The sequence below is a fragment of the Qipengyuania oceanensis genome (genome assembly GCF_009827535.1).
In the GTDB taxonomy this organism is placed as follows: Bacteria; Pseudomonadota; Alphaproteobacteria; order Sphingomonadales; family Sphingomonadaceae; genus Qipengyuania_C; species Qipengyuania_C oceanensis.
On record NZ_WTYN01000002.1, the window covers coordinates 33,968 to 58,444 of the forward strand.

Consider the following 24,477-nt stretch of genomic DNA (forward strand, 5'->3'; position numbering starts at 1 on the left):
GAATGATGCCAGGCTCAGCTCGCTGCGTCTGCCGCCGGCGCTGCAGCGGCTACTGCCTGCTCGATCTGCTCGACCGTGAACAGCGCCATCAACTGCCCGTTGGCGTCGACCGCGAAATGTTCGCGCTTCAGGGCGACCGGGCCTTCGGCCAGGGCAACGATCACGTCGTCGCCATCGACGCTGTCGATCACGCCGAGCGGCGCACCCTTGGCGCTGACCACCGCCGCGCTCGCGACGAGTGCGGCATCGCGCTTGGCGTGGGCGGCGGCGACCTGCTCGTCCATCATCTGGTCGATCTGCGCCTTGGTAACGGTGATCGTCGGGCCGGTTTCACCCTTGCCGAAACTGTCGACTGCCAGCGGAACCTTGTGCTTGCCCGTGTCGAGGACGACCTGGCCGTCGGCGACAGTCTCGATGGTGCCGACCGTGTTGCCTTCCGGTCCGGTAACGGTTGCGCCCGCGACGACCTGGTCGTTGGCGAGAGCGGGAGCGGCGGCAAGCGCTGCTGCGGCAATAGCGAGTTTCGCGATTTTCATTCGGTGACTCCTGTTCGGTTCAAAAGGTGCGCTCCCCCCACACGCGAAAGCGCGCGCCCAGCAGGAGTGCGTTAAAATGTCTGCGCGAGTGACCGCGAGGCCGGCGATTGCCCGCTTCAGGAGCGATCATGCGCGAATGCCGCGCCAAGGCGCGACGGGTTTGCTTATCCAAGACCGATCGGTCGAAGCAACCCCTGTGCCAAGTTTTTAGCGGCGCGCGGCTGAAGCGAAGCTGAAGCGGAGCCTTCGCTGTCAGCTTTCGTCGCGGGTCTGCAACAACTCGTCGTCAAGCATGGCCTCGACCGCCTTGCGGCCAGGGAATCCTGCCTCGATCCACCGGCGTTCGACTGCCTGGAGGATCCGCGCGACTTCCGGCCCCTTGCCGACGCCGCGGGCGACGATCTCGCCTCCCTTCAGCGGCAGTTCCGGCAGTTCCCATCCGTCGAGTGGACTGGTGCTCGCACCCAGCAGCAGCAACCGATCGGTCGCACAGGCTAGCCCTTCGCGATAGGCGAGACCCCGTGGGTCGGCTGGATCGTCCGACGTTCGCGCGGCGACACAGCCAAGGCGCGCGCGCTGGCTGCGAGACAGGCGCAGGCGCGCTGCGACCTGCTCGGCGACGGGCGGAAGCGCGGGGAGGAGAGCGGCGAGCCGGCGCATGGCATCGGGCTGGACATCCTGGCGGCTTTCTTCCGCAACAAGAGCCGCCAGCGCCGCGACTTCGCGTGCGCTGGCTTCCGGCAAGACGACCTGCAGCACGCCCAGTGTCCGCATTCGCGCGACGGTGGCCGATGGATCGGTCAGGGCAAGCAGGTTCTGTAATTCCCAGCCGACCCGCTCACGCGAAAGGCCGCGCAAGCCCTCGGCAAGATCCTTGCAGGCATCCTCCGCATCGGCATCCAGCTGCGAGCCGAATCGCGCCTGGAACCGGAAATAGCGCAGGAGGCGCAGGTAATCCTCGCGGATGCGCTCGCGAGCATCGCCGATGAAGCGGACGCGCCGTGCCGCCAGATCGTCCAGGCCGCCGAAATAATCGTGGATCTCGAGCGTCTCAGGGTCGGCATAGAGCGCGTTGATGGTGAAATCGCGTCGGGCCGCATCGTCGCGCCATTCCTGTGCGAACTCGACCGTCGCACGCCGTCCATCGGTCTCGACATCCTTGCGCAGCGTGGTGATCTCGACGTTTCCGCCCTCGACGATCGCGGTGATCGTGCCGTGCTCGATCCCGGTCGGTGCCGTGCGTATGCCGGCCTTGGTGCAGGCGGCAATGACCTCCTGCGGGGAAAGCGGGGTCGCCGCGTCGATGTCGTGCACCGGGCTGCCGAGCAGCGTGTCGCGCACGGCACCGCCGACCCAGCGCACCTTGCCGTGACCCAGGGCGTCCACCAGTGCCGCGAGTTCTTCTCGCCCGGTCCATTCGGCGGCGGGCAGCCTTGCCATTGTCAGCGCTCCACCAGTTCGTGCCAGGCGAGACGGCGCGAAAGATTGGCGATGATCGCGGCAGTCACGCCCCAGATGCGGAAACCTTCGTAGTGCATCTCGAGATACTCGCGCTCGGCGCCTTTCCACCACACCGAATTGGTTTTCCAGTTCTCCCGCAGCATCAGGTGCGCGAGCGGGACCTCGAACCATGCTTCGACCTCTCCCGGATTGGGAACGAGTGGCAAATCGGGAGGGATGATGCCCAGCACCGGGGTTATGTCGAAACCGGTTCCGGTCTGGTAGCGGTCGGTGCTCCCGATGACGCGAACGTCGGCAGGACGCATCTCGAGCTCTTCATGCGCCTCCCGCAATGCTGCCGTGATCGCGTCCTCCCCGGGATCGAGCTTCCCCCCGGGGAAAGCGACCTGACCAGGGTGGTCGCGCATCTGCGTGGGTCGCTGGGTGAGGATGACGCCGGGTTCCGCGCGCTCGGTCACCGCGATCAACACGGCCGCGTCGGCCGTCCGGTCGAGGTCGGCAAAGCGTGCATCTGTCAGCAGGTCGGGAATGTCCTCGCGGTGTCCATGGTGGAACAGGTGCGAGAGGCGATCGAACAGCGCGCTCATGGCGGCGTCAGCGGGAAGTTCTCGCCCTGGCTGGTCACTGCCCAGCCATCGGCCTCGCTGCCACCCTGCGCGATCGCGATTTCGACCAGTTGCGCCCAGGTACTGCGGTTCAGCCGGGCTTCGCAGCCACGCCGGACCATGACGTAGCAAGCCGGCTCTTCCGGCGTGCCCGCAACGCGGATCGGGTGTTCCGGACCGGCCAGAACCAGGTCGTCGGTATTCAGGCGAAAGGCCAGCGCACCGTCACGCTCGGTCACGTCGGTCGCGATGAAGCAGGCATCCTCGACCTCGATGGTCAGCCGCTCGAACGGCGTGACCAGCCAGTGCTGCCCGTCCGCATCGCACGTGAGCAGGCCCGAAACGGCGCGGACCATTGCGCCGCGGGTGACGGGCGATCCGTCGTGGTACCAGGTGCCGTCGGCGGCAATCCGCATCCCGCTGTCGCCATCCTGCTGCGGAGCCCAGCCTTCGACCGGGGGCAGCTTGCGCTGGGCGACCAGGTCGGCGATTTGCGCCAGCGTCATGCCGGCGAGTTCTGGTGGAGGTTCGTAAGGCATCTGCGGCGTGCGATGCCAGATCAGCTATCGCTCGCCAAGTGCGGCGACCACGGGCCGAGCATCCCTTCCACCGGCAAGACGCCGGGATTGTAGCTGCGCACGAGCAATCTCGCGAGATCGTAGGGGCCGGGGCAATGCCACTTGCCGGTATGTACCGCGGAGAAGCCCCAGCGCCCGTAATAGGATTCGTCCCCGATGAGCACTTGCGGCATCGGCATCGAGCCTTCGTCCACCCCGCTATCGATAGCACCGAGCGAGGCGGCGACCAGCGCCTTGCCGTAGCCTTCACCCTGGAGCCCGGGGACGACCGCCACCGGACCGACCATCACCAGCGGATGGCGACGCCCCTCCGGATCGGTGAGCGCGACCGGCCAGCACTGGATCGTGCCGACCAGCAGGTCGTCGTCGTCCAGCGCGGCAAAACTCAAACCCTCGAGCCAGTCCATTCCATCGCGGATACGATAGGCGGTACGCGCATGACGGTCGGGCCCGAAGGCGTCGTCGAGCAGTTGCTCGACCAGGGCGGGTTCGACCTGGGACAGAGGAATGAGCGTGGGCATAGGCGCCGCGCCGATATGCGGGTGCGATGGCGAAGTCGATCAACTTCGCATTGCCGCCGCGCTTATCTGGCTTTGGTCAGCTTCAGGAGGCGGCCCTTCTCGCCATCCTCGATCACCCAGAGCGAACCGTCCGGTCCCTGTGCGATGTCGCGCAGTCTCTCGGGAAATTCGTAGCGCGATTCTTCCTTGGCCGAGTTCTTGTCGGCAGCGAAGCTGACGCGGCTGATCGAGGTGGTCCGCAGGTTTGCAACCAGCGCCTGTCCGCGCCAGTCGGCGAACATAGCCCCTGTGTAGAAGATCATGTCCCCGGGAGCGATAACGGGCGTCCAGTAGATCACCGGCTTGGTGAAACCGTCATCCGGCGAGTGGTTCGGGATTTTCGAACCGTCGTAATTGTCGCCGTTGCTGCGGACGGGCCAGCCATAATTCTCGCCCGGTTCGATCCGGTTGATCTCGTCACCGCCCGCGGGGCCGTGCTCCAGATTGAACAGTTGCCCATCCGGGTCGAACGCGAGGCCGAGCGTGTTGCGATGACCATATGACCAGACCTGGTCGGTGGGCGTGCCGCGGTCGGAGAACGGGTTGCCAGCCGCGGGCGTGCCGTCGAGGTTCAGGCGGACGATCGTGCCGAGATTGTTCGACAGGTCCTGCGCAGGGTCCTGTTTCTGCCGCTCGCCGCTGGAGACGAAGAGGTATCGTCCATCGGGAGAAAAGGCGATGCGGTGCGAGTAATGTCCGCGGCCGGTCACCTTGGGTGCCTGCCGCCAGATGATGCGCAGGTCGCTGATCGCGCAGCGGTCCTGGTCCTGGCACGCAAGATTGCCGCGCCCGACGACCGCACCGCGCGTGTCGCCGTCACCGGCCTCGACCCAGCTGAGATAAACCGTCTTGCTCGACGCGTAGTCAGGCGCGAACACGAAATCGCCCAAGCCGCCCTGGCCACCATAATCGACCCTGGGCAAGCCGCTGACCGTTCCGGTTCTGCCGGTGCGAGGCTGGAAGAACTTCATCGTGCCGGCTTTTTCCGTGATGAACACGTTGCCGGTCCCTGGCTCGATGGCCAGCGCCCATGGCTCTGCGAAGCGCCCGAAGCTGGCGGCGGCGAAGGGGGAGGTTTTCTGAAGCTCGATGCTTTCGCCACCCGTGGCGGTCGCGGGCGAGGGGGTCGAGGTGGTAGTCGCCTCGCTATCCCCGGCTCCGGTCGGTCCGCAGCTTGCGAGCACGAGGGCGATGGGGGATAGGGCGATGCCGAGGATCGATGTCTGCATGTTGTCCGGAACGCCCACGCCAGAGTTTTGTGCCAAGCTTGCTGATGGCATCGTCGCCGGCGTCGACGAGGCCGGTCGCGGTCCGCTGGCAGGGCCGGTGGTGGCCGCGGCGGTCGTTTTGTGCAGGCCGCGTCCCTCCGGGCTGGACGATTCCAAGAAGCTCACTGCGAAACGGCGGGGCGAACTGGAGGGCGTCATCAGGAGGCGCTGCGCTTTCGGCATCGGCGTCGTCGGTGTGGACGACATCGATCGGCTGAACATCTTCGGCGCGACGATGCTGGCGATGACGCTGGCGATGGAGCGGCTGTGCGAGGCGATCGGGGCCGATTGCCACCAGGCACTGATCGACGGGAACCTGACGCCGCAGGGGCGCAACGCAGGCTGGCGCTGGCCGGCGCGCGCGATCGTCGGCGGGGATGGCAAGGAGGCCGCAATCGGAGCGGCCTCGATCCTGGCCAAGGAATATCGGGACCGCATCATGCGTGACGCGGCCGAGCGACATCCGCACTACGGGTGGGAACGCAACAAGGGTTACGGCTCTGCCGAACATATGGAGGCGCTGCGCGTCCACGGCCCCAGTCCGCTCCATCGACGCAGCTTCGCGCCCGTCGCGCAACTGGAGCTGCTGTAAGACCGGTTCTCACGTCCATCCGAAGCTGGCACGCCGATCCGAGGAGCGACGGGCTTCGGAACGGCCCCGTGGTTCGACACGTTGTATGCACGACACCCGAATACCGGAGATTATCCACGTGAGCTTTGCCTTTTCCGACATTCCCGAACTCAGCGGCAAGACCGCCATCGTCACCGGCGCCAACACCGGAATCGGGCTGGAAATCGCCCGCGGCCTGGCGCGCAAGGGCGCGCGGGTTCTGCTCGCCTGTCGCGATGGTGACAAGGCGACCGCTGCGATCGAGGATATCTCGCGCGGGCCGGAGCGGGTCGATCTCGACTTCTTGCCGCTCGACCTCGCCAACATGGCCTCGATCCGCGAGGCGGCCCGGCTGGCTGGCGAGGAGCCCAAGATCGACATGCTGGTGAACAATGCCGGGATCATGATCCCGCCGCTCGATCACGCGATCGGCGGGGCGGAGAGCCAGTTCGCTGTCAATCACCTCGGCCATTTCGCGCTGACCGGCCTCCTGCTGGGCAAGCTGGCGGCAGATGGGGGCGCACGGGTCGTCAGTCAGTCGTCCATCGCCCATCGCGGGGCGAAGATCGACTTCGACAATCTCGACGGCTCCAGAGGCTATGTGCGGACCCAGTTCTACGGGCAGAGCAAGCTCGCCAACCTGCTGTTCGCGCTCGAACTCGATCGGCGCTTGCGCGCGGCAGGCTCGCCGGTAGTCTCGATTGCCTGCCACCCCGGCGTCGCGCAGAGCGAGCTGACGCGCCACATGGGCGTGCTGGGCAAGATCTTCGGACCGGCGGTGGGCATCTTTCTGAATACGAGCGCGCAGGGCGCGCTTCCCGCGCTGCAGGCCGCGACCGATCCGGCTGCCGAGGGCGGGGACTATTACGGACCCTACGGGCTGCGCGAAATGAGCGGGAACACCTCCGGCGCGGCTTACGCCACCCCGACGGCGCGCGATCCGCTTCTGGCAGCACGCTTGTGGGCAAAGTCTGTAGAACTGACCGGCGTCGATCCGGGCCTGCCACCTGCCGCGGCCTGATCGTTTCCGAAGCGAGTCCTCGGGGCCACACCCCAGCATGTCGAGTCCCGGGATTCCGAACAGACTCAACATCTTGTGCCGGACACCTTCTGTTCTCTCTAGTTAGCGAGGCGTTAACCATATCCTGCGATCACTTCGCGCTTGACGCGGTGTCCGCGAGGACTCACCCTGTGGATAACTCAAGGGGGAACGTCTCGGTATGGGCGAGATCACGAAGCTGCGGCCAGCGGCTGCGAACAGGCGCGCGGCACGCGCGAAACCGGTCGACAAGGGGGACCTGCCGCTGGGGCAGATCCTGGTCGGCGACTGCATCGAGGCGATGCGGTCGCTGCCCGATGCGAGTGTCGACCTGGTCTTCGCCGATCCGCCGTACAACCTGCAGCTCGGCGGCGACCTGAACCGGCCCGACGGCAGCCATGTCGATGCCGTGACCGATGACTGGGATCATTTCGACAGCTTTGCGCTATATGACGAATTCACGCGCGATTGGCTGGTCGAGGCCAAGCGCGTGCTGAAGCCGGACGGCGGGCTGTGGGTGATCGGCAGCTATCACAACATCTACCGCGTCGGTGCGATCCTGCAGGATCTGGGATTCTGGATCCTCAACGACATCGTCTGGCGCAAGTCCAACCCGATGCCCAATTTCCGCGGCACGCGCTTCACCAATGCGCATGAGACGCTGCTGTGGTGCAGCCAAGGCGAGAAGGCGAAGTATCACTTCAACTACCGCGCGATGAAGACGCTGAACGACGAGCTCCAGATGCGCAGCGACTGGGTCCTGCCGATTTGCAACGGAGCCGAACGGCTGAAGGAGGGCGGCCACAAGGTCCACCCGACGCAGAAGCCCGAAAGCCTGCTTTACCGCGTGCTGCTCTCCACCACGGAGAAGGGCGACGTCGTGCTCGACCCGTTCTTCGGCACGGGAACGACCGGTGCGGTCGCCAAGCGGCTGGGCCGCGAATGGATCGGCTGCGAGCGCGAGGGCGTGTACATTGACGCCGCGCTGAAACGGATCGAGAAGGAGCTGCCGCTCGACGAGAGCGCGCTCACGACCATGCAGGCGGGCCGCAGCGCGCCCAAGGTCGCTTTCGGCGCGCTGGTCGAAACCGGCCTGCTCAAGCCGGGCACGCAGCTGTTCGACAAGAAGCAGCGATGGACTGCCACCGTGCGCACCGACGGTTCGCTGGAACTCAAGGGTTCGGGCGGCAAGCAGACGGGTTCGATCCACGGCCTCGGGAAGGAACTGCAGGGAGCGCCCAGCTGCAACGGCTGGACCTTCTGGCACTACGAGAGCGGCGGAGAGATCAGGCCCATCGATGCCGCGCGCCAGCTCTACCTACTGAGCGTCGAGGACTGAAGCCACCTTTCCATTCGGCCTCGGCCATTCGTTAGGACGCATCTTGCCACTGTCGGACACCGTCTACATCCAGCCGATCGGCCTTGCAGCCAGCCCGCAGAGCGAGGAGGGCGACTGCATCCGCCTTGCCGGAGGGATGGTCTATGCCCACCGCTTCGTGGTGCTGGTGCGGCGCGATGGTGAGATCGTGGAACGCTGGCGCGCGACCCGCGATACGATCGACGACGTCATGGCGCGCCTGCCCGACGAGCTGGCGGCCGATGCCGAGGCGCAGTGGACCAATCTCACCCTCGCGCATCCGCCGCTCGAACTGGGGGGACGGACGGTCCGGCTCGACCAGCCGCAAGTCATGGGCATCCTCAACGTGACGCCCGACAGTTTCAGCGATGGCGGCCAGTTTCTCGACAATCCCGAAGCAGGTCGGCAGCACGCCGCTGCCATGCTCGAGGCGGGCGCATCGCTGGTCGATATCGGTGGCGAGAGCACGCGTCCGGGCGCGCCGGCGACATGGGAAGGCGACGAGATATCCCGGGTCGTGCCAGCAGTTGAATATTGCGCGGGGATGGGCGCGGCGATCAGCATCGACACCCGGCGCGCGGCGGTTATGGAAGCCGCGCTCGATGCGGGCGCGCACGTGGTCAACGACGTGTCGGGCCTTCGCTTCGATCCGCGGAGCGCCGAGCTCTGCGCGGCCCGTGGCTGTCCGGTCGTGCTGATGCACGCGCCCGGCAAAGGCGAGGATCCGCACGCCGACGGCAATTACGCCAATGTCGTCCTCGATGTGTTCGACTGGCTGGCCCGGGCGCGCGACCGCGCGGTATCGACGGGCATCTCGCGCGCCAAGATCGTGCTCGATCCGGGCATCGGCTTCGGCAAGTCGCTGGCCGAAAACCTGGCGCTGATCAACGCGCTGCCGATGTTCCACGCGCTCGGCCAGCCCTTGCTACTCGGCGCGAGCCGCAAGCGGATGATCGGCGCGCTGAGCAAGGAAGCACCCGTCGATGCGCGGCTCGGCGGCAGCATCGCGCTGTCCGTGGCCGGAATGAACGCCGGCGTTCAGCTTGTCCGCGTCCACGACGTGGCGGAAACGGTCCAGGCGAGGGACGTCTGGCGGGGCTTGCGCGATGCCGCGCTGACCGATTTCTCGATGCTGCCCGAAGACTGATCAACCCGGCGAGGCGGCGCTCCCGGCGAGCAATCCACCGTCCAGCGTCAGCTCCGTCCCGGTCATGTACGCGCTGTCGTCACTGGCAAGGAACACGCAAAGCGCGGCGACTTCCTCTACCGTGCCAAAGCGCTTCAACGGCGTATCGGCGACCAGCGCCGCCATCTTCGCATCGCGGTCGGGCCCGTCGCCAAGCATCGGCTCCCAGATGTCGGTCAGGATCGCGGCAGGATGGATCGAATTGCAGCGGATCTGCCAGCCCTGTTGCGCCGCATAGAGTGCCACGGACTTGGTATGGTTGCGGATCGCCGCCTTGCTCGCCGCATAGGCCGCCGCACCGGGTATTCCGACGAGGCCCGAGCGCGAGGACATGTTGATGATCGCGCCCGTGCCCGCCTGCTTCATTGCGCCCAGGGCATAGCGGCAACCGAGAAAGCAGCCGTCGGTGTTGACCGCGTGGACGCGGTGCCATTCGGCAAGGCTCGCATGTTCGGGATCGTGTAGTGCCGGGCCGTCTTCGAAACCGGTGATCCCCGCATTGTTGACCAGCACGTCGATAGCCGGATGCGCCTCGGCAAAAGCGAGCCACTCGTCCTCGCTAGCGACGTCGAGCTTCAGGAACTCGCAACCGAGCGCGGCAGCAGTCCGCGCCCCCTGATCGGCGTCGACGTCGGTCAGGACGACATGCGCGCCCTCGTGCGCGAAAGCCTCGCACACGGCCTTGCCGATGCCCCGCGCGCCGCCGGTGACGACGCAGATCTTTCCGTCGAGTTTTCCCATGACCGGACGTGATAAGGGGCCGCCTGCCTATCGGCAAGCAGCCCCTCGATGGCTGTGCGCCCAGGCTCAGGCGTGTTCGTTTTCCTTGATGTAAGCGTCGGGATCCTTGTCCTCGCGGTCGTAGTGGCCCGAATGCTTCGATTCGAAGGCGAGATACTTGATGCCGAGCGCGATACGTTCTTCCAGCGGCACGCGGCGACGGAAATCGGTGAGGCCCTGGCGCTCTTCCTCGCTCATGTGCTTTGAATTCTGCAGGTTCGCCTGGTCGACGCATTTCCACCAAGCATCTGAGCCGACTTCCTCCTTGCCGGCAGCTTCCGCCGCGTGCGCGATCTTGTTGTGATCGTCGATCGCATCGTCGGTGGTTTCTTCGGCGCTGTCGCTGTCGAGCGCGCCCGAGCCGCACTGCAGCAGGCGGGGGTAGAAATAGAGTTCCTCTGCCTCGGCATGGGCCTCGAGGAAATTGCGCAGGCGGTTGAAAATCTGTCCGAGCGATTCGGTGTCGTCGCGGGCCATGTCGAGCGCGGCAAACATGCGGCGCTGGCGGTCGTGGTCGGCGAGAATGCAGTCGACGATGTCCATCGTGGTCTTCCTTCGTTTGACGGTTCGATCGCCAAACGGAGGGTCGGACTGCGGGTTCCGGGTCAGACGATCCCGTCGATTCCTACGCGGTCTCTAGGCCGCATTGTCGATGCCGAGGTCCGAAAGCTTGCGATAGAGTGTCGAGCGCCCGATGCCGAGCCGCCGGGCGACTTCGGTCATACGTCCGCGATAGTGGCCGATGGCGAGGCGGATGACGTCCGCCTCGATCTCCTCGAGCGGGCGCAAGTTGCCGTCCGGCTGGTATAGCATCACCCCCATGCCGTCCTGCGAGGGCGCGCCCGCACCGTCCTCGCGATCGCCGAGGATCGCGTGGAGATCGGGAAAGCTTTCCGGCGTCAGCGTCTGCGCGTCGCAGAACACGGCGGCGCGGAAAAGCACCGCCTGGAGCTGGCGGACATTGCCCGGCCAGTCGAAGGCGGCGAGCAGCGACAATGCGCTGTCGGAGATCGACAGATGCCGCAGGCCCGGCTGTTCGCCGATGCGGGCGAGGAAATGGCGAGTGAGCGCCGGAATGTCGCCCGCGCGCTCGCGCAGCGGCGGCAATTCGATGCGCGTGCCCGACATCGCCTCGAACAGGTCGCGGCGGAAATGGCCCTCGGAAACCATGTCGGCGAGCGGCAGGTTGCTGGTCGCCATGAAGCGCACGTCGACGCGGAAGCCGTGGCTCGCCCCGACCGGGCGCACGATGCCGCTCTCGATCATGGTCGCCAGCGCTTCCTGTGTCGCCGGTTCGAGCCGGTCGATGTCGTCGAGCACCACCGTGCCGCCATCGGCATGCTGAATCGCGCCGACCTGGCGGTCGAAAGCGCCCGGAAAGGCATCGGGCTCGTGCCCGAACAATAGCGATTCGATGGCGCTGGCAGATGCGCTGCCGATGTTGACGATCCGCAGCGGCGCCTTGGCCCGCGCACTTGCGCCATGCATCGCGCGCAGCAGCATTTCCTTGCCGGTGCCGCTTTCCCCCTCGATCAGCACCGAGCCGTTGCCGCGCGCGGTCTTCGCCGCCTGCGCCAGTGCAGAGCGGAATGGCGGAGAAGTGCCGATCATCGAATCGAAGTCGAGCGTCCCCTGCATCTTTTCGGCAAGCGGCTGGAGTTCCTTGCGCGGTGCCTCGACCTGCGTCGCGGCGCGCAGCGACTGCATCAGCCGCTCCGGCGCGACCGGCTTGATGAGATAGTCGTTGGCTCCGGCGCGCATGGCCTCGACCGCGAGCAGCGGCGACGCGCTTCCGGTGAGCATCAGTACCGGTGCATCGGGCCGCTTGTCCTTGAGCGCACCGATCAGGCTGCAGGCCTGGTCGCCGATCGCAGCCTGGTCGAGGATGATCGCGGTGACCGCCTTGCCTTCGGCGCTCTTGAGGGCGGTGAGTGCGGCTTCGGCATCGCGCACGACCAGCGTACGCCAGCCTTCACGCAGGGCGACAGCCGTGATGAGCCGGCTCTGCGCCGGTTCCCTGTCGATCAGCATCAGCAGGCGCGAATCGTCCGCCATGATCTCCCATCCGTCCCGCATCGGTACGAAGCCACGCTTTAGCGGTTCGGAGTAAAGAGGTTGTTAAGCCTGCGGGCGAGGGTGGCCGTGGGGCTTGAGGTGCGTGCGCGCGCGGGTTAAGCCCACGCCCGACATTCAACGCATTCCATTCTCAAGAGGGTAAAATGGCTTCGGGCAACGACATGAAGGCGCATTCCGGCACCTACGCCGGGTTCATCGCGAAACTGAAATGGATGGTCCCCCTGATCGCGGTCATCGCTTTCATCGTCGTCATCCTGATCTCGGGCTGAGCCCGCGCAGTTGCGGATCGCAGTCCTGAAAGAGCGTGCGGCCGGTGAACACCGTGTCGCGCTGACCCCCGAGACGGTGAAGAAATTTGCCGCCCTCGGCGCGACTGTCGCGGTCGAGCACGGGGCGGGTGCAGGGGCTTCGATCCCCGATGCGGCCTATGCCGAAGCCGGTGCCGAAGTCGTTTCCGCTGCCGATGCGGTGGCGAACGCCGACATCGTGATGGGAGTCGTCGCGCCCGATCCGGCCCTGCTGGCGGGCGCGAGGCCGGGCGCATGGGTCGCGGCGACATTCGATCCGTTCCGTAACGGCGCGCTGGTCGAGAGCTATGCGAATGCGGGGCTCGAGGCATTGAGCATGGAGTTCATGCCGCGCATCACGCGTGCGCAGAGCATGGACGTGCTCTCCAGCCAGTCGAACCTCGCCGGTTACAAGGCGGTGCTGACCGCCGCGAACGAATACGGCCGCGCTTTTCCGATGATGATGACCGCTGCCGGCACGGTGCAGGCGGCCAGGGTGTTCGTGATGGGCGTGGGAGTGGCGGGCCTGCAGGCAATCGCCACGGCCAAGCGCCTCGGCGCGCAAGTCTCCGCGACCGACGTGCGTAGCGCCACGAAAGAGCAGATCCAGTCGCTCGGCGCGAAGCCCGTTTTCGTGGAGGAAGTGGCCGGTATCGAAGGCGAAGGCTCGGGCGGCTATGCCACCGAAATGAGCGAGGAATACCAGGCCGCCCAAGCCAAGCTGGTCTCCGAGCATATCGCCAAGCAGGATATCGTGATCACCACCGCGCTCATCCCGGGCAAGCCCGCGCCGCGGCTTGTCTCCGACGCGCAGGTCGCGAGCATGAAGCCGGGCAGCGTGATCTTCGACCTCGCGGTCGCCCAAGGCGGGAATGTAGAGGGCTCGCGGCCGGACGAGGTGGTCGAGAAGCACGGGGTGAAGATCGTCGGCTATTCGAACACCGCCGGACACCTGGCGGCGGACGCATCGGCGCTTTATGCGCGCAATCTCTACAATTTTCTGTCGGCGTTCTGGGACGCCGAGGCAGGCAAGCCCGTGCTCGACGAAGAGATCGGCGATGCCGTGCGGCTGACGCAGGGTGGCAAGATCGTGAACGAGAGGCTTCAGGGGTGAGGGCTTATGCCTCGGCCTTGGCGCTCGTTGCGATCCCGCTTGCGGGGTGCGAAACCCTGACATCGAAAGATCCTGCGCCGGTCCAGGCGTTATCGGGCGAATGGACAGTCGATCTGCGCCCCTCCTTCGAGGATGCTCCATATGACCAGCAGATGGTTCTGACGGTATCGCGGTCCGGCGAGATGACGGGGACATTTTACGGCAGCGAGATAAGCGAAGGCCGTGCGGGAGCCGGCCAAGGCCGCGTTTGTGCGGCATGGCGCACATTCGACAATAGCGGACCCTATCAGCATTCCGGCTGCCTCGAAGGGGATACCATCGTGGGCCAGAGCTGGAGCGAGGGTCGCGACTTCGTCCTGCCATGGACCGCCAGAAGGGACTGACATGGACTTCATCAGCATCCTATCGATCTTCGTGCTGGCGTGTTTCGTCGGCTATTACGTGGTCTGGTCGGTCACGCCCGCGCTGCACACGCCGCTGATGGCGGTGACCAATGCGATTTCCTCGGTGATCATCGTCGGCGCGCTCATCGCGGCGGCGGCGGCGGATGTGCCGGGGGCGAAGTGGCTGGGGCTGCTTGGCATCGTGCTCGCCAGCGTGAATATCTTCGGCGGTTTTGCGGTGACGGCGAGAATGCTCGCCATGTACAAGAAGAAGGAGAAGAAGTGATGGGCTCGCTCTTCTCCGTCATCCCAGCGAAAGCTGGGATCCGCCTCGGCACGCTCCGCGCTATATGGACAGCGATCCCAGCTTTCGCTGGGATGACGATGTGGGCCACCCCCGCCCACGCCTCGACCGGCGAGGCAGTGAACCCGTGGGTCGCGCTGGCCTATCTCGTGTCGGGCGTGTTCTTCATCCTCGCGCTGCGTGGCCTCTCGAGCCCTGCGACGAGCCGGACGGGCAACCGCTTCGGCATGATCGGGATGGCTGTAGCGGTGGTGACGACGCTGGTGACGCATTTCCCGTGGATCAGACCGGATGCGGCGAAGTGCGCGCAAATTCGGAATGTTTCTAGCGATGGTTCGACGTTCGCCTTCGACGGGCCAGGGCCGTGTGGTTACATGTCATACCCGGACTGGTTCAGCGCAGGCGAAATCCTCATCGCCATCGTCATCGGTGCGATCATCGGGATCACCATCGCCCGCCGCATCGCGATGACCGCGATGCCTGAGCTGGTCGCGGCGTTCCACTCGCTGGTCGGCCTCGCTGCGGTGCTGGTGGGCTGGGCGGCCTATCTCAATCCGGGCGCATTCGGGCTGCTGGTCGACGGCGGCATCGGAGCGGTCTCCAAGGTCGAGATGGGCCTCGGCATCGCCATCGGCGCGATCACCTTCTCCGGCTCGGTCATCGCTTTCGCCAAGCTTTCGGGTCGGATGAGCGGTTCGCCGATCCTGCTGCCCGCGCGGCACGTCATCAATCTCGGCACGCTGGCGGCGATCATTGTGCTGACCGCGCTCTTCGCCATGGCCGGCCCCGCCGAGACCATGCCGTTGATCGTCGCGCTCACGGTGCTGGCCTTCCTTATCGGCTTCCTGTTGATCATCCCCATCGGCGGGGCGGACATGCCGGTCGTCGTCTCGATGCTGAACAGCTATTCGGGCTGGGCGGCAGCGGCGATGGGCTTCACGCTCGGCAACACGGCGATGATCATCACCGGCGCGCTGGTCGGCTCTTCGGGCGCGATCCTCAGCTACATCATGTGCCGCGCGATGAACCGCAGTTTCATCTCCGTGATCGCGGGCGGGTTCGGCGCGGATGCCGGCGCGGGCGGGGGCGAGGCCAAGGAACAGCGCCCATACAAGCAGGGCAGCGCGGCCGATGCGGCCTTCATGCTCGAACAGGCGGAAAAGGTCATCATCATCCCCGGCTACGGCATGGCGGTGGCGCAGGCGCAGCACGCCTTGCGCGAGATGGCCGATATCCTCGAGGAAAAGGGCGTCGAGGTGAAATATGCCATCCACCCCGTCGCGGGCCGGATGCCGGGGCACATGAACGTGCTCCTCGCCGAAGCGCAGGTGCCGTACGAGAACGTGTTCGAGCTGGAGGACATCAACTCCGAATTCGCGCAGGCCGACGTTGCCTTCATCATCGGCGCGAACGATGTGGTCAATCCGGCGGCCAAGACCGACAAGTCCAGCCCCATCTACGGCATGCCCGTGTTCGACGTCGATAAGGCCAAGCAGGTCTTCTTCATCAAGCGTAGCATGGGCGGCGTGGGCTATGCTGGCGTCGACAACGACGTCTTCTACATGGACCAAACCATGATGCTGCTCGCCGATGCGAAGAAGATGGTCGAGGAAATCGTCAAGGCGCTGGACTGAGCGCGGCAAGATCGTGCGCACCCGGGCGCGCGTTCAGCGTCCTTCTTGCATTCCGTATTCCTTGCGGCACAATGGGTTGCAAGGGAGAGACTCACATGAAGACATTGACCTTTGCCGCCGTGCTGCTGGCGAGCGCATCGCCGCTGCTGGCCGAAACGCACACGATCGCGCCGGGCGACGATGCTGCCGAGCGCCTGCAGGAAGCGCTCATCATGGCAGAGCCGGGGGACGAGATCGTCATCGGCGCGGGTCGGTACACCCTCACCGACGGGCTCAGCCTCGATGTCGACAACGTGACGGTGCGCGGCGAGGGGATGGACGCCACCATCCTCGACTTCTCCGGCCAGCAGGGCGCGGGCGAGGGGCTGCTGGTCACCAGCGACAATGTCACCTTGCGCGATTTCGCGATGGAGAACACCGCGGGCGACGGAATCAAGTCCAAGGGCGCGGACAACATCATCTACCATCGGATCCGCGTCGCCTGGACTGGCGGACCGGACCCTGAAAACGGCGCTTACGGCATCTACCCGGTCGAAAGCACCAACGTGCTGGTCGACGGGGCGCAGGTCTCCGGCGCGTCCGATGCCGGCATCTATGTCGGACAGAGCGACCGCATCACCGTCCGCAACTCGCTCGCCGAAAGCAATGTCGCCGGGATCGAGATCGAGAACAGCCGCAACGCGGTGGTCGAGAACAACATGGTCACCCGCAATACCGGCGGCATTCTGATCTTCGACCTGCCGAACCTGCCGGTGATGGGCGGCGGCAACGTCCTCGTCCGCCGCAATCTGGTGGTCGACAACGACACGCCCAATTTCGCGCCGCCGGGCAATATCGTCGCCGGCGTGCGCCGCGGTACCGGGATCATGGTGATGGCGAACGATGCGGTCACGGTGGAAGGCAACGTGCTCGACAACAACCCCACCGCCGGGATCATGGTGATCGCCTATCCGCAGCCTTACGACGACAAGACCTACAACCCCTATCCGCGCCGCGTGGCGATCGGCGAAAACTTCGACAATCGAAGCGGTTACGAGCCGCAGTTCGAAGGGGCTGACATGCTGCTCGCGGCATTCGGCGGCCAGCTGCCGACCGTGATGTGGGACGGGCTGGGCGAAAATGCCATCACGGTCGTGCCCAGTCTGCAGGGCTGGAACGTCGGCGTGACGGGACAGGGCGTCGGCCTCGAAGGGGCTAGCCCGTCGCCGGCCACCTTCGCCGCCTTTGCCGATGCGCTCGACCGCAGCCAGGTCGGCGCAACGGCGGATCTGGAGGCGCGGCTGAAGTGAAACGCGCCGGGGTCGCCCTTGTCCTTTCCATTGCCGCGCTCGCCGGAGCCTTCATGGCGCGCGCGACGCCGATCGGCAGCGTGAACCAGCAGGCCGTGCTCGAGGGAATGCCCGCGCAACTGAGCGACTATGGTTTCTTTGCCGATGCGGTCGCGCAGGTGCCGGGCAAGAGCGTGACGCCCTATCGCCTCAACACGCCGCTCTATTCCGACGGGGCCGAGAAACTGCGCTTTGTCTACTTGCCGCCGGGCGCGCAGGCTAAGGCCGATGGCGAAAACCTGCTCGACCTTCCGGTCGGGGCTGCGCTCATCAAGACCTTTGCCTTCGGCGAAGGCGACGATCGCCGCCTGATCGAAACCCGCGTTCTGCTGCACCGCGCCGACGGCTGGGTGGCACTGCCCTATATCTGGGACGAGGCACAGACCGACGCGAAGCTATCCATCGCGGGCGGGCGGCGCGATGTCGTGACCCCTGCTGGCAAGACGATCAGCTACCGCGTGCCGAACAAGAACCAGTGCAAGGAATGCCACGGCCTCAACGGCGCCGTCATCCCGATCGGACCCAAGGCGCGCAATCTGTCGCGCGATTGGCTCTCGGCGCTGCATGATGCGGGCAGGCTCGACATGGTGCCTGAAGTCGCCGCCGGCCTTCCGGTCTGGGAAGCCCGCGCCAGTGCCGATCTCGACAGCGCGGCGCGCGGCTATCTCGACGTCAATTGCGCGCATTGCCACCGGCCGGGCGCGACCGCATCCAACTCCGGGCTGGACCTGCGCTGGGAGCAGACGGATCCCAAGGCGATCGGGATCATGAAAAGACCCGTCGCAGCCGGCCGCGGCGCGGGCGGGCATTTGTTCGACATCGTGCCAGGAAAGCCCGAGGAATCGATCATGACCTATCGCATGGGCAATCTCGAAGGCGGGGTGGCCATGCCAGAACTCGGCAAGTCGACGGTCGACGAGGACGGCCTGAAGGTCGTGCGCGACTGGATTGCCGGCCTGTGAAACTGTTCGGCAGGATGCTGCTTGGACTGGTCGCGCTCCTCGTGGTCGCGTTTCTCGTGCTGCGGGTGCCGGATACCGATCCGGCGGAAATGCGCGCGAAATACGGCGCTGCGCCGTCGCAATTCCTGACGCTCGACGACGGGCAGGTGGTTCACCTGCGCGACGAAGGGCCGAAGGATGCGCTGCCGGTGGTCCTGCTCCACGGCTCCAATGCGGACCTCCACACCTGGCAGCCCTGGGTCGATCGTCTGAAGGCCGATTACCGGGTCATCCGCTACGACCAGATCGGCCATGGGCTGACGGGGCCGTCGGTATCGGGAAACTACGAGCGCGCCGAGTTCGAGAAGACCATCGACCAGGTCGCCGGCAAGCTGGGGCTCGAGCGCTTCGTGCTCGCTGGCAACTCGATGGGCGGCGGGATCGCGATGGGCTACGCGATCGATCACCCGGAACGGCTGGCAGGCCTGGTGCTGGTGGACGCCGCAGGGGCCGACATCCAGCGCGAAGGCGGCGGAAATCTCGCTTTCACGTTGGCCGGCATGCCCGTCGTCGGCGATGTGCTGAGCCAGCTGCTGCCGCGCAGCCTGGTCGACAAGAGCTTCCGCCAGAGCGTTTCCAACCAGGCGATCGTCACCGACGAGGCGGTCGACCGCTACTGGGAACTGGCGCGCTATCCCGGAAACCGCGGTGCCACGCGCAAGCGCTTCTCCGCCCCCCGCATTCCCTTCGCCGAGGCGCAGTTGCGCGCAGTAAGCGTGCCGACGCTGGTCATGTGGGGCGAGGAGGATTCGCTGATCCGGGTCGAGGCAGCGCGCTGGTACGACGGACTGCTGCCGAACAGCACCCTCGTGGTTTATCCGGGTATCGGCCATATTCCGATGGAGGAAGCGCCGGACCGCTCGGCTTCGGATCTTCGCAAGTTCCTCTCCGGGATAGAGCGAGAAGCTCCGTCATCGCACGGGCTTTGAAGGCTCTTGGAAACCAACTGCGTCCCGAGCGTTTAGGCCTTTGAAATGAGGGGGCGCATAAGCTCCCCGTACACGGATCCAGCGCTTTCAGGGGGCAGACTTGCGGAAACTAGGCCTGATCGGGGGTATGAGCTGGGTCTCGACCTACACCTATTACAATCGCATCAATCACATGGTCCAGAAGCGCGCCACGCCGATGTCGAGCGCGCCGCTGCTGATCGAAAGCCTCGACTTTGCGCCGCTTTACGGGCTCAAGACGCAGGAAGACTGGGATCGTGCGGCGGGCATCCTGATCGATAGCGCGAAGCGCCTGGCCGATGCCGGCGCCGGTTGCCTGCTGATCTGCGCCAATTCCATGCACAAGATCTACGACAAGGTGGCCGGGGCAGTCGACGTGCCCGTGCTCCACATCGCGGATTGCGTGGGCGAGAAGATGAAGCAGGCCGAGGCGACCGAGGCTGCCTTGCTCGGCACGCGTTACGTGATGACCGAAAGTTTCTATCGTCAGCGGCTGGTCAAGCACGGCGTGGACCTCGTCCCGCCCGACATGGACATCGTCGAGATGGTCGACGGGATCATCTACAAGGAACTGATGCTGGGCAAGGTCACGCGGGATGCGGAGCGGGCGCTGCGCACGATCATCACGCGCAAGGAACAGGACGGGGCGCAGGCCATCGTGCTTGCTTGCACCGAATTGGAAATGGTCGTCGATATCGACGCCAATGTGCTGCCGATCTTTGATTCCACTACGATCCACTGCGAGGCCGCAACCGACTGGATCATGGGCGGAGACTGACGTCGCTGCGCTTGGCGGGCGGGATAAACCGTGCCCGTTCCCACACTGTTCCCGTTGTTCGGCCTGCCCGCCTGACCTAAGCGGACCCGGCCCATGGCCCGTTCTCCACTCGCCTCCGATCCTGCCCGCTCGCGCGGCCGCGAATTCGTCGAAGATCGCGAAGGTGCGCGTGGTCCGCGCAGCGAATTCCAGCGCGATCGCGACCGGATCATCCACTCGATCGCCTTCCGGCGGCTGCGCTCCAAGACCCAGGTCTTCATCGCGCCAGATGGCGACCATTATCGCACGCGGCTGACCCATTCGCTCGAAGTGGCACAGATCGGCCGCGTGATCGCACGCGAGCTCGGCCTCGACGAGGACCTGACCGAGGCCCTGTGCCTTGCCCACGACATCGGCCACCCCCCATTCGGCCATGCCGGAGAACAGGCGCTGTCCGATGCGATGGAGCAGCACGGCGGCTTCGATCATAACGCACAGTCGCTGCGGATGCTCGCGCGGCTCGAAAGCCCCTACTGCGACCACGAGGGGCTGAACCTGAGCTGGGAAGTGCTCGAGGGGCTGGCCAAGCACAACGGCCCCGTGGCCGCGCCGAACTGGGCGCTCGCGGAGATCGACCAGGCGTTTCCGCTCGAGCTTGGCAGCTGGGCTTCGCTGGAGGCGCAGGTCGCTGCCGTCGCCGACGACATCGCCTATGACAATCACGATATCGACGATGGGCTGCGCGCGGGCTTCATCGACCTCGACGACCTTCTCCAGATCGACTTCGTCGCAGACCAGTGGCGGGACGTCGAAAAGCGTTTCCCCGATGCTCCGCGCGAGCGGCAGTTGCGCGAACTGGTCCGCGCGCAGATCGGGTTAATGGTCAACGATGTGCTGGCCGCCACCCGCAAGGCAACGCAAGGCCTGGAGGTTGTCGGCGACGTGCGCGCTGCGGGCCGCGCGCTCGCCGGATTTTCGCCCGGCATGGCCAATGACGAACGCAGGCTCAAACGTTTCATGTACGACCGGCTCTACTACCACCCCGACCAGATCGAGACAGCCGAGCGGGCCCGCGACGTTGTCTCCCGCCTGTTCGCCGCATACGATCAGGACGCGGGCACGCTGCCCGACGAATGGCGCGCGTCCAAGCCCGCCGGGGAGCCACGGCGCAGTCGGCATATCGCGGATTTCATTGCCGGGATGACCGACCGCTATGCGATGGACCAGTTCGCGCGCATCTACGGCAAGGTGCCGGAGGGATTGAGCAATGTTTGACGTCGAGCGGATCGCGTTGGTCGGCGCGACCGGCCTCATCGGTCGCAAGGTGATCGACATCAGCGTCGGGCGCGAGGATCTGCGCCTGACGGCGCTCGCCCGGCGCGAGGTCAAGCTGCCCGAGGGTGCGAAGATGGAGCTTTTCGTCGCCGATCCCGCCAAGTGGGGCGAGGTGTTCGAGGCGATCCGCCCGGTTTCGGTGATCTGCGCGCTGGGAACGACCTGGCGCAAGTCTGGCAAGGAGGAGGCGGCCTTTCGTGCGGTCGATCACGATCTCGTGCTGAAGATCGCGCGCGCTGCCATCAATGCCGACGTCAAGCGCTTCGTCGCTATCAGCTCGGTCGGTGCCGACGCCCTGTCGAAGAACTTCTACCTGAAGACCAAGGGCGAAACCGACCGCGAGCTGATGCACATGAAGTTCGACCGGCTCGACATCCTGCGGCCCGGCCTGCTGCGCGGATTTCGCGGGATGGACCTGCGTCCGGCAGAGCAGGTCGGCCAGATGCTCGGACCGGTCGCGAATCTCGCCATGCACGGCGGTCTCAAGCGCTATCGCTCGATCCCTGCGGACACGGTGGCGAAAGCCTGCCTCGCGCTTGCCATGCGCAAGGCGCGCGGGCGCTTCCGGCACGAGTACGAGGCGATCGTGAAGGCGGCGAACAGCCTGCCTGCGATCGGCGCGGATTGATCCGATGAGCTGGGCCGCCCTGTTTGGCATCGTCAACATGATCGCGCTGGTCGCCTGGATCGCGCTGATCCTGCTGCCGCGCTGGCCCGCTCTGCTGGCCGCGTGCCTCTATGCCGGCGTCGGCCTGCTATGTCTGGTCTACGCCGTCGGACTGGTCGGAATCGTCACCGGCACCTTCGATCCGGGCGGCGCGGGAGGCAGCGAAGCGAGCTTTTCGACGATCGAGGGCGTCCGCGGCATTTTTGCCAGCGACGGCGGAGTCACGATCGGCTGGACGCATTACCTGGCCTTCGACCTGTTCGTCGGGATCTGGATCGCGCGCGATGCCGATGCGAAGGGCTTTTCGCGCTTCCTTCAGGCTCCCGTGCTGGTCGCGACCTTCATGGCGGGGCCGCTCGGCCTGCTGATCTGGCTCGTGATCCGCGAGCGCCGCGCCCGCGCAGGCGGACGATGGTCCTGATTCGCAACTAGTTCTGGACTCGCGCCGCCGCGGTGGCATCATGCTTTTCAAGGAGTCCCGTCAGCGGACCGATGGAGAGCACATGACCGACACCAGCAAGGCTATCACCTTCGACCAGTTCATCCGCCAGTGGGCGCAGGAGCGTCCGGACAACGTGGCGATGGAGCAGGAAGAACGCGTTCTCACATTCGCCGATCTCGAGGAACACGGCCGCCGGATCGTGACCTGGCTGCAGGCGCAGGGCCTGGCGAAGGGCGACCGGATATCGTGGCTCGGCAAGAACGAGCTGACCTATTTCCTGATGTTCTACGCCGCCGCGCGGCTGGGCATCGTCACCGTCCCGATCGGCTGGCGGCTGACCGCGCCCGAGATCGCCTACATCCTCGGCGACACCGGTGCGAAGCTGCTGGTGTGCGGCGAGGAGTTCCTCGACACCGCGCACAAGGCCGGCGAACGCCTGGACAGCCCGCCGCAAATCGTCACCTCGCAGGATTTCGAACGACAGGTCGCCGATACGCCCGCCGACGATTTCGCTCCTGCCGGGCCCGACGACGCGGTGTTGCAACTCTATACCTCCGGCACGACCGGCAATCCCAAGGGTGCGGTACTGTCGAACCGCAATCTCTTTTCGCTGCGCCTCGCCAACGGTGCCGACGACCAGCCGTGGTCGACGTGGGAAGAGGACGAGGCGATCCTGGTATGCATGCCCTGCGCCCACATCGGCGGCACCGGCCTCGGGATCATGGCGATCGCCGGCGGCGTGCGGGCAATCGTGCAGAAGGAATTCAGCCCCGAAGGCGTACATGACGGGTTCGATGCGGGGATCACCCGCCTGTTCATCGTCCCTGCCGCACTGCAGATGGTGATCCAGCATCCGCGCGCAAAGGAGACCGATTTCTCGCGCGTACGCTACGTCATGTACGGCGCCGCGCCGATCCCGCTCGAACTGCTGAGGGAAGCGGTGCAGACGATCTCGAACGCCGGCTTCCTGCAATGCTACGGCATGACCGAGACGACCGGCACGATCGCCATTCTGCCGCCCGAAGACCATACGCTCGAAGGCAACCAGCGCATGCGCAGCGCAGGCAAGGCCGTTCCGGGCACGGAAATGAAGGTCGTCGACGAGGACGGCAACACGCTGCCCGTGGGCGAAGTGGGCGAGTTGTGCGTCAAGTCGCCGTCCAACATGCTCGGCTACTGGAACCTCGACGAGGCGACCAGCGGGGCGCTCAAGGACGGCTGGATGCATACCGGGGATGCGGCCTACATGGACGAGGACGGCTACGCCTATATCCAGGATCGCATCAAGGACATGATCATCTCCGGCGGCGAGAACGTCTATCCGGCGGAGGTCGAGAGCGGCATCTACGGCCACCCGGACGTTGCCGAAGTGGCGGTGATCGGCGTGCCCGACCAGAAATGGGGCGAGGCGGTCAAGGCGGTCTGCGTGCCCAAGCCGGGCCACTCGATCGATGCAGGCGAAATTATCGCCTATGCCCGCGAGCATCTCGCACCGTACAAGGTTCCCAAGACGATCGACGTGATCGAGGCCTTGCCGCGCAACCCGTCCGGCAAGATCCTCCGGCGCGAGCTGCGTGCACCCTACTGGGAAGGGCAGGAACGCCAGGTCAACTGACCGGCTGACCACGATGAAGCGCCATGCCCCCGCAACCGGCCGCAACAGTGCGCCGATCGCCGATGTTCTGCGGCGCGAACTGCCGGACGAAGGGCTGGTGCTGGAGATAGCGAGCGGCACGGGCGAACACGCGGTCTTTTTCGCGCGAGAATTCCCGCAGATCACCTGGCTGCCGACCGATCGGGAGGCGAGCGAGCTCGCCTCGATCGCTGCGTGGACCGAGGACGCGGGGGTCGGCAATATCGCAGAGCCGGTCGTCCTCGATGCATCGGCGCACGACTGGCCCGTCATCGGTGCCGATGCCATCGTCTGCATCAACATGATCCACATCAGCCCGTGGGAGGCGACCGAGGGTCTGATGCGGGGAGCGGGTCGTCTGCTGGACAGCGGGGCGCCGCTGGTCCTGTACGGGCCTTACCGCGAGGCCGGCGTCGAAACCGCGCTGTCGAACGAGCAGTTCGAGCTCTGGCTGAAGGATCGCGATCCGCGTTTTGGACTCCGCAACATCGAGGATGTCGATGCGCTTGCGGCGCGTCACGGCCTCGCGCGGACCGCGCGCCACGAAATGCCGGCGAACAATCTGACGCTGGTCTACCGCAAGCGCTGA

General features: G+C 65.7%; 27 protein-coding genes. 18 read left to right on the forward strand and 9 right to left on the reverse strand.

Annotated elements, in window-relative coordinates; translation table 11 throughout:
- Nucleotides 1-14: 14 nt before the first annotated feature.
- From GRI48_RS10760 to GRI48_RS10785, 6 genes are all read right to left on the reverse strand, one after another.
- Complete coding sequence (locus tag GRI48_RS10760) at nt 15-536, reverse strand: hypothetical protein (protein ID WP_160675803.1); 522 nt, start codon at nt 534-536, stop codon at nt 15-17.
- Nucleotides 537-788: 252 nt separating this feature from the next.
- On the reverse strand, nt 789-1,976 hold the full coding sequence (locus GRI48_RS10765) for a CCA tRNA nucleotidyltransferase (protein ID WP_160675806.1): 1,188 nt from the start codon (nt 1,974-1,976) through the stop codon (nt 789-791).
- A gap of 2 nt (nt 1,977-1,978) precedes the next feature.
- Nucleotides 1,979-2,584, reverse strand: coding sequence for a CoA pyrophosphatase (locus tag GRI48_RS10770; protein ID WP_160675809.1), 606 nt, complete (start codon nt 2,582-2,584; stop codon nt 1,979-1,981).
- Nucleotides 2,581-3,141 (reverse strand): DUF1285 domain-containing protein, encoded by a 561-nt coding sequence (locus tag GRI48_RS10775; protein WP_160675812.1) that lies wholly within the window; start codon nt 3,139-3,141, stop codon nt 2,581-2,583. Before GRI48_RS10775 ends, GRI48_RS10770 begins: the two co-directional genes overlap by 4 nt.
- 20 nt (nt 3,142-3,161) lie before the next feature.
- Nucleotides 3,162-3,701, reverse strand: coding sequence for a GNAT family N-acetyltransferase (locus tag GRI48_RS10780; RefSeq protein ID WP_160675815.1), 540 nt, complete (start codon nt 3,699-3,701; stop codon nt 3,162-3,164).
- Nucleotides 3,702-3,763: 62 nt separating this feature from the next.
- Nucleotides 3,764-4,969 (reverse strand): PQQ-dependent sugar dehydrogenase, encoded by a 1,206-nt coding sequence (locus tag GRI48_RS10785; RefSeq protein ID WP_160675818.1) that lies wholly within the window; start codon nt 4,967-4,969, stop codon nt 3,764-3,766.
- On the opposite strand from GRI48_RS10785, the gene GRI48_RS10790 reads away from it, so the two are divergent.
- From GRI48_RS10790 to folP, 4 genes are all read left to right on the forward strand, one after another.
- Nucleotides 4,968-5,600: a ribonuclease HII gene (locus tag GRI48_RS10790; protein WP_160676363.1), complete on the forward strand. Its 633-nt coding sequence runs from the start codon at nt 4,968-4,970 to the stop codon at nt 5,598-5,600. The two genes, GRI48_RS10785 and GRI48_RS10790, sit on opposite strands and share 2 nt — an antisense overlap.
- Nucleotides 5,601-5,718: 118 nt before the next feature.
- Entirely contained in the window at nt 5,719-6,639 is a 921-nt protein-coding gene (locus GRI48_RS10795; RefSeq protein ID WP_337190815.1) for an oxidoreductase, read from the forward strand.
- A 199-nt stretch (nt 6,640-6,838) separates the two neighbouring features.
- Nucleotides 6,839-7,996, forward strand: coding sequence for a site-specific DNA-methyltransferase (locus tag GRI48_RS10800; protein WP_160675823.1), 1,158 nt, complete (start codon nt 6,839-6,841; stop codon nt 7,994-7,996).
- Nucleotides 7,997-8,045: 49 nt separating this feature from the next.
- On the forward strand, nt 8,046-9,161 hold the full coding sequence (gene folP / locus GRI48_RS10805) for a dihydropteroate synthase (protein WP_160676366.1): 1,116 nt from the start codon (nt 8,046-8,048) through the stop codon (nt 9,159-9,161).
- On the opposite strand, the gene GRI48_RS10810 is transcribed toward folP, so the two are convergent.
- From GRI48_RS10810 to GRI48_RS10820, 3 genes are all read right to left on the reverse strand, one after another.
- Nucleotides 9,162-9,941: an SDR family NAD(P)-dependent oxidoreductase gene (locus GRI48_RS10810; protein WP_160675826.1), complete on the reverse strand. Its 780-nt coding sequence runs from the start codon at nt 9,939-9,941 to the stop codon at nt 9,162-9,164.
- A 66-nt stretch (nt 9,942-10,007) separates the two neighbouring features.
- Nucleotides 10,008-10,523, reverse strand: coding sequence for a hemerythrin domain-containing protein (locus tag GRI48_RS10815; RefSeq protein WP_160675829.1), 516 nt, complete (start codon nt 10,521-10,523; stop codon nt 10,008-10,010).
- 93 nt (nt 10,524-10,616) lie between these two features.
- Nucleotides 10,617-12,035 (reverse strand): sigma-54-dependent transcriptional regulator, encoded by a 1,419-nt coding sequence (locus GRI48_RS10820; protein ID WP_160676369.1) that lies wholly within the window; start codon nt 12,033-12,035, stop codon nt 10,617-10,619.
- Nucleotides 12,036-12,199: 164 nt separating this feature from the next.
- Between GRI48_RS10820 and GRI48_RS10825 the strand changes: the two genes are divergently transcribed.
- From GRI48_RS10825 to GRI48_RS10890, 14 genes are all read left to right on the forward strand, one after another.
- Nucleotides 12,200-12,325, forward strand: a complete 126-nt coding sequence (locus tag GRI48_RS10825; RefSeq protein WP_160675832.1) for an aa3-type cytochrome c oxidase subunit IV — start codon at nt 12,200-12,202, stop codon at nt 12,323-12,325.
- Nucleotides 12,326-12,335: 10 nt separating this feature from the next.
- Nucleotides 12,336-13,457, forward strand: a complete 1,122-nt coding sequence (locus GRI48_RS10830) for a Re/Si-specific NAD(P)(+) transhydrogenase subunit alpha (protein WP_160675835.1) — start codon at nt 12,336-12,338, stop codon at nt 13,455-13,457.
- Complete coding sequence (locus GRI48_RS10835) at nt 13,454-13,840, forward strand: hypothetical protein (RefSeq protein WP_160675838.1); 387 nt, start codon at nt 13,454-13,456, stop codon at nt 13,838-13,840. The genes GRI48_RS10830 and GRI48_RS10835 overlap by 4 nt, the downstream gene beginning before the upstream one ends.
- A gap of 1 nt (nt 13,841) precedes the next feature.
- Nucleotides 13,842-14,126, forward strand: a complete 285-nt coding sequence (locus tag GRI48_RS10840; protein ID WP_006833497.1) for an NAD(P) transhydrogenase subunit alpha part 2 — start codon at nt 13,842-13,844, stop codon at nt 14,124-14,126.
- A gap of 98 nt (nt 14,127-14,224) precedes the next feature.
- Complete coding sequence (locus tag GRI48_RS10845; protein ID WP_160675844.1) at nt 14,225-15,778, forward strand: NAD(P)(+) transhydrogenase (Re/Si-specific) subunit beta; 1,554 nt, start codon at nt 14,225-14,227, stop codon at nt 15,776-15,778.
- A 95-nt stretch (nt 15,779-15,873) separates the two neighbouring features.
- Nucleotides 15,874-17,067, forward strand: coding sequence for a parallel beta-helix domain-containing protein (locus GRI48_RS10850; RefSeq protein WP_160675847.1), 1,194 nt, complete (start codon nt 15,874-15,876; stop codon nt 17,065-17,067).
- The gene (locus tag GRI48_RS10855) at nt 17,064-18,068 is read left to right on the forward strand and encodes an SO2930 family diheme c-type cytochrome (RefSeq protein ID WP_337190816.1); all 1,005 of its coding nucleotides are present in this window, start codon (nt 17,064-17,066) and stop codon (nt 18,066-18,068) included. Before GRI48_RS10850 ends, GRI48_RS10855 begins: the two co-directional genes overlap by 4 nt.
- A complete protein-coding gene (locus GRI48_RS10860; RefSeq protein WP_337190817.1) occupies nt 18,065-19,036 on the forward strand; it encodes an alpha/beta fold hydrolase in 972 nt (323 codons plus the stop codon). Before GRI48_RS10855 ends, GRI48_RS10860 begins: the two co-directional genes overlap by 4 nt.
- Before the next feature lie 100 nt (nt 19,037-19,136).
- Complete coding sequence (locus GRI48_RS10865) at nt 19,137-19,832, forward strand: aspartate/glutamate racemase family protein (protein ID WP_160675850.1); 696 nt, start codon at nt 19,137-19,139, stop codon at nt 19,830-19,832.
- Between the two features lie 93 nt (nt 19,833-19,925).
- The gene (locus tag GRI48_RS10870; RefSeq protein ID WP_160675853.1) at nt 19,926-21,086 is read left to right on the forward strand and encodes a deoxyguanosinetriphosphate triphosphohydrolase; all 1,161 of its coding nucleotides are present in this window, start codon (nt 19,926-19,928) and stop codon (nt 21,084-21,086) included.
- Nucleotides 21,079-21,774 carry an NAD(P)H-binding protein gene (locus GRI48_RS10875; RefSeq protein ID WP_160675858.1) on the forward strand — a complete coding sequence of 232 codons (696 nt, stop codon included), beginning with the start codon at nt 21,079-21,081 and terminating at the stop codon, nt 21,772-21,774. Before GRI48_RS10870 ends, GRI48_RS10875 begins: the two co-directional genes overlap by 8 nt.
- A gap of 4 nt (nt 21,775-21,778) precedes the next feature.
- Nucleotides 21,779-22,234, forward strand: a complete 456-nt coding sequence (locus tag GRI48_RS10880) for an ABA4-like family protein (RefSeq protein WP_160675861.1) — start codon at nt 21,779-21,781, stop codon at nt 22,232-22,234.
- Nucleotides 22,235-22,316: 82 nt separating this feature from the next.
- Nucleotides 22,317-23,870 (forward strand): fatty acid--CoA ligase, encoded by a 1,554-nt coding sequence (locus GRI48_RS10885; RefSeq protein ID WP_160675864.1) that lies wholly within the window; start codon nt 22,317-22,319, stop codon nt 23,868-23,870.
- A 13-nt stretch (nt 23,871-23,883) separates the two neighbouring features.
- Nucleotides 23,884-24,477, forward strand: coding sequence for a DUF938 domain-containing protein (locus tag GRI48_RS10890; protein WP_160675867.1), 594 nt, complete (start codon nt 23,884-23,886; stop codon nt 24,475-24,477).

Coding starts and splice junctions, on each gene's coding strand:
- GRI48_RS10760 (WP_160675803.1), bottom strand. CDS start 536: ATGAAAATCGCGAAACTCGCTATTGCCGCAGCAGCGCTTGCCGCCGCT.
- GRI48_RS10765 (WP_160675806.1), bottom strand. CDS start 1,976: ATGGCAAGGCTGCCCGCCGCCGAATGGACCGGGCGAGAAGAACTCGCG.
- GRI48_RS10770 (WP_160675809.1), bottom strand. CDS start 2,584: ATGAGCGCGCTGTTCGATCGCCTCTCGCACCTGTTCCACCATGGACAC.
- GRI48_RS10775 (WP_160675812.1), bottom strand. CDS start 3,141: ATGCCTTACGAACCTCCACCAGAACTCGCCGGCATGACGCTGGCGCAA.
- GRI48_RS10780 (WP_160675815.1), bottom strand. CDS start 3,701: ATGCCCACGCTCATTCCTCTGTCCCAGGTCGAACCCGCCCTGGTCGAG.
- GRI48_RS10790 (WP_160676363.1), top strand. CDS start 4,968: ATGTTGTCCGGAACGCCCACGCCAGAGTTTTGTGCCAAGCTTGCTGAT.
- GRI48_RS10785 (WP_160675818.1), bottom strand. CDS start 4,969: ATGCAGACATCGATCCTCGGCATCGCCCTATCCCCCATCGCCCTCGTG.
- GRI48_RS10800 (WP_160675823.1), top strand. CDS start 6,839: ATGGGCGAGATCACGAAGCTGCGGCCAGCGGCTGCGAACAGGCGCGCG.
- GRI48_RS10810 (WP_160675826.1), bottom strand. CDS start 9,941: ATGGGAAAACTCGACGGAAAGATCTGCGTCGTCACCGGCGGCGCGCGG.
- GRI48_RS10815 (WP_160675829.1), bottom strand. CDS start 10,523: ATGGACATCGTCGACTGCATTCTCGCCGACCACGACCGCCAGCGCCGC.
- GRI48_RS10820 (WP_160676369.1), bottom strand. CDS start 12,035: ATGGCGGACGATTCGCGCCTGCTGATGCTGATCGACAGGGAACCGGCG.
- GRI48_RS10825 (WP_160675832.1), top strand. CDS start 12,200: ATGGCTTCGGGCAACGACATGAAGGCGCATTCCGGCACCTACGCCGGG.
- GRI48_RS10840 (WP_006833497.1), top strand. CDS start 13,842: ATGGACTTCATCAGCATCCTATCGATCTTCGTGCTGGCGTGTTTCGTC.
- GRI48_RS10845 (WP_160675844.1), top strand. CDS start 14,225: ATGTGGGCCACCCCCGCCCACGCCTCGACCGGCGAGGCAGTGAACCCG.
- GRI48_RS10850 (WP_160675847.1), top strand. CDS start 15,874: ATGAAGACATTGACCTTTGCCGCCGTGCTGCTGGCGAGCGCATCGCCG.
- GRI48_RS10870 (WP_160675853.1), top strand. CDS start 19,926: ATGGCCCGTTCTCCACTCGCCTCCGATCCTGCCCGCTCGCGCGGCCGC.
- GRI48_RS10875 (WP_160675858.1), top strand. CDS start 21,079: ATGTTTGACGTCGAGCGGATCGCGTTGGTCGGCGCGACCGGCCTCATC.
- GRI48_RS10880 (WP_160675861.1), top strand. CDS start 21,779: ATGAGCTGGGCCGCCCTGTTTGGCATCGTCAACATGATCGCGCTGGTC.
- GRI48_RS10885 (WP_160675864.1), top strand. CDS start 22,317: ATGACCGACACCAGCAAGGCTATCACCTTCGACCAGTTCATCCGCCAG.
- GRI48_RS10890 (WP_160675867.1), top strand. CDS start 23,884: ATGAAGCGCCATGCCCCCGCAACCGGCCGCAACAGTGCGCCGATCGCC.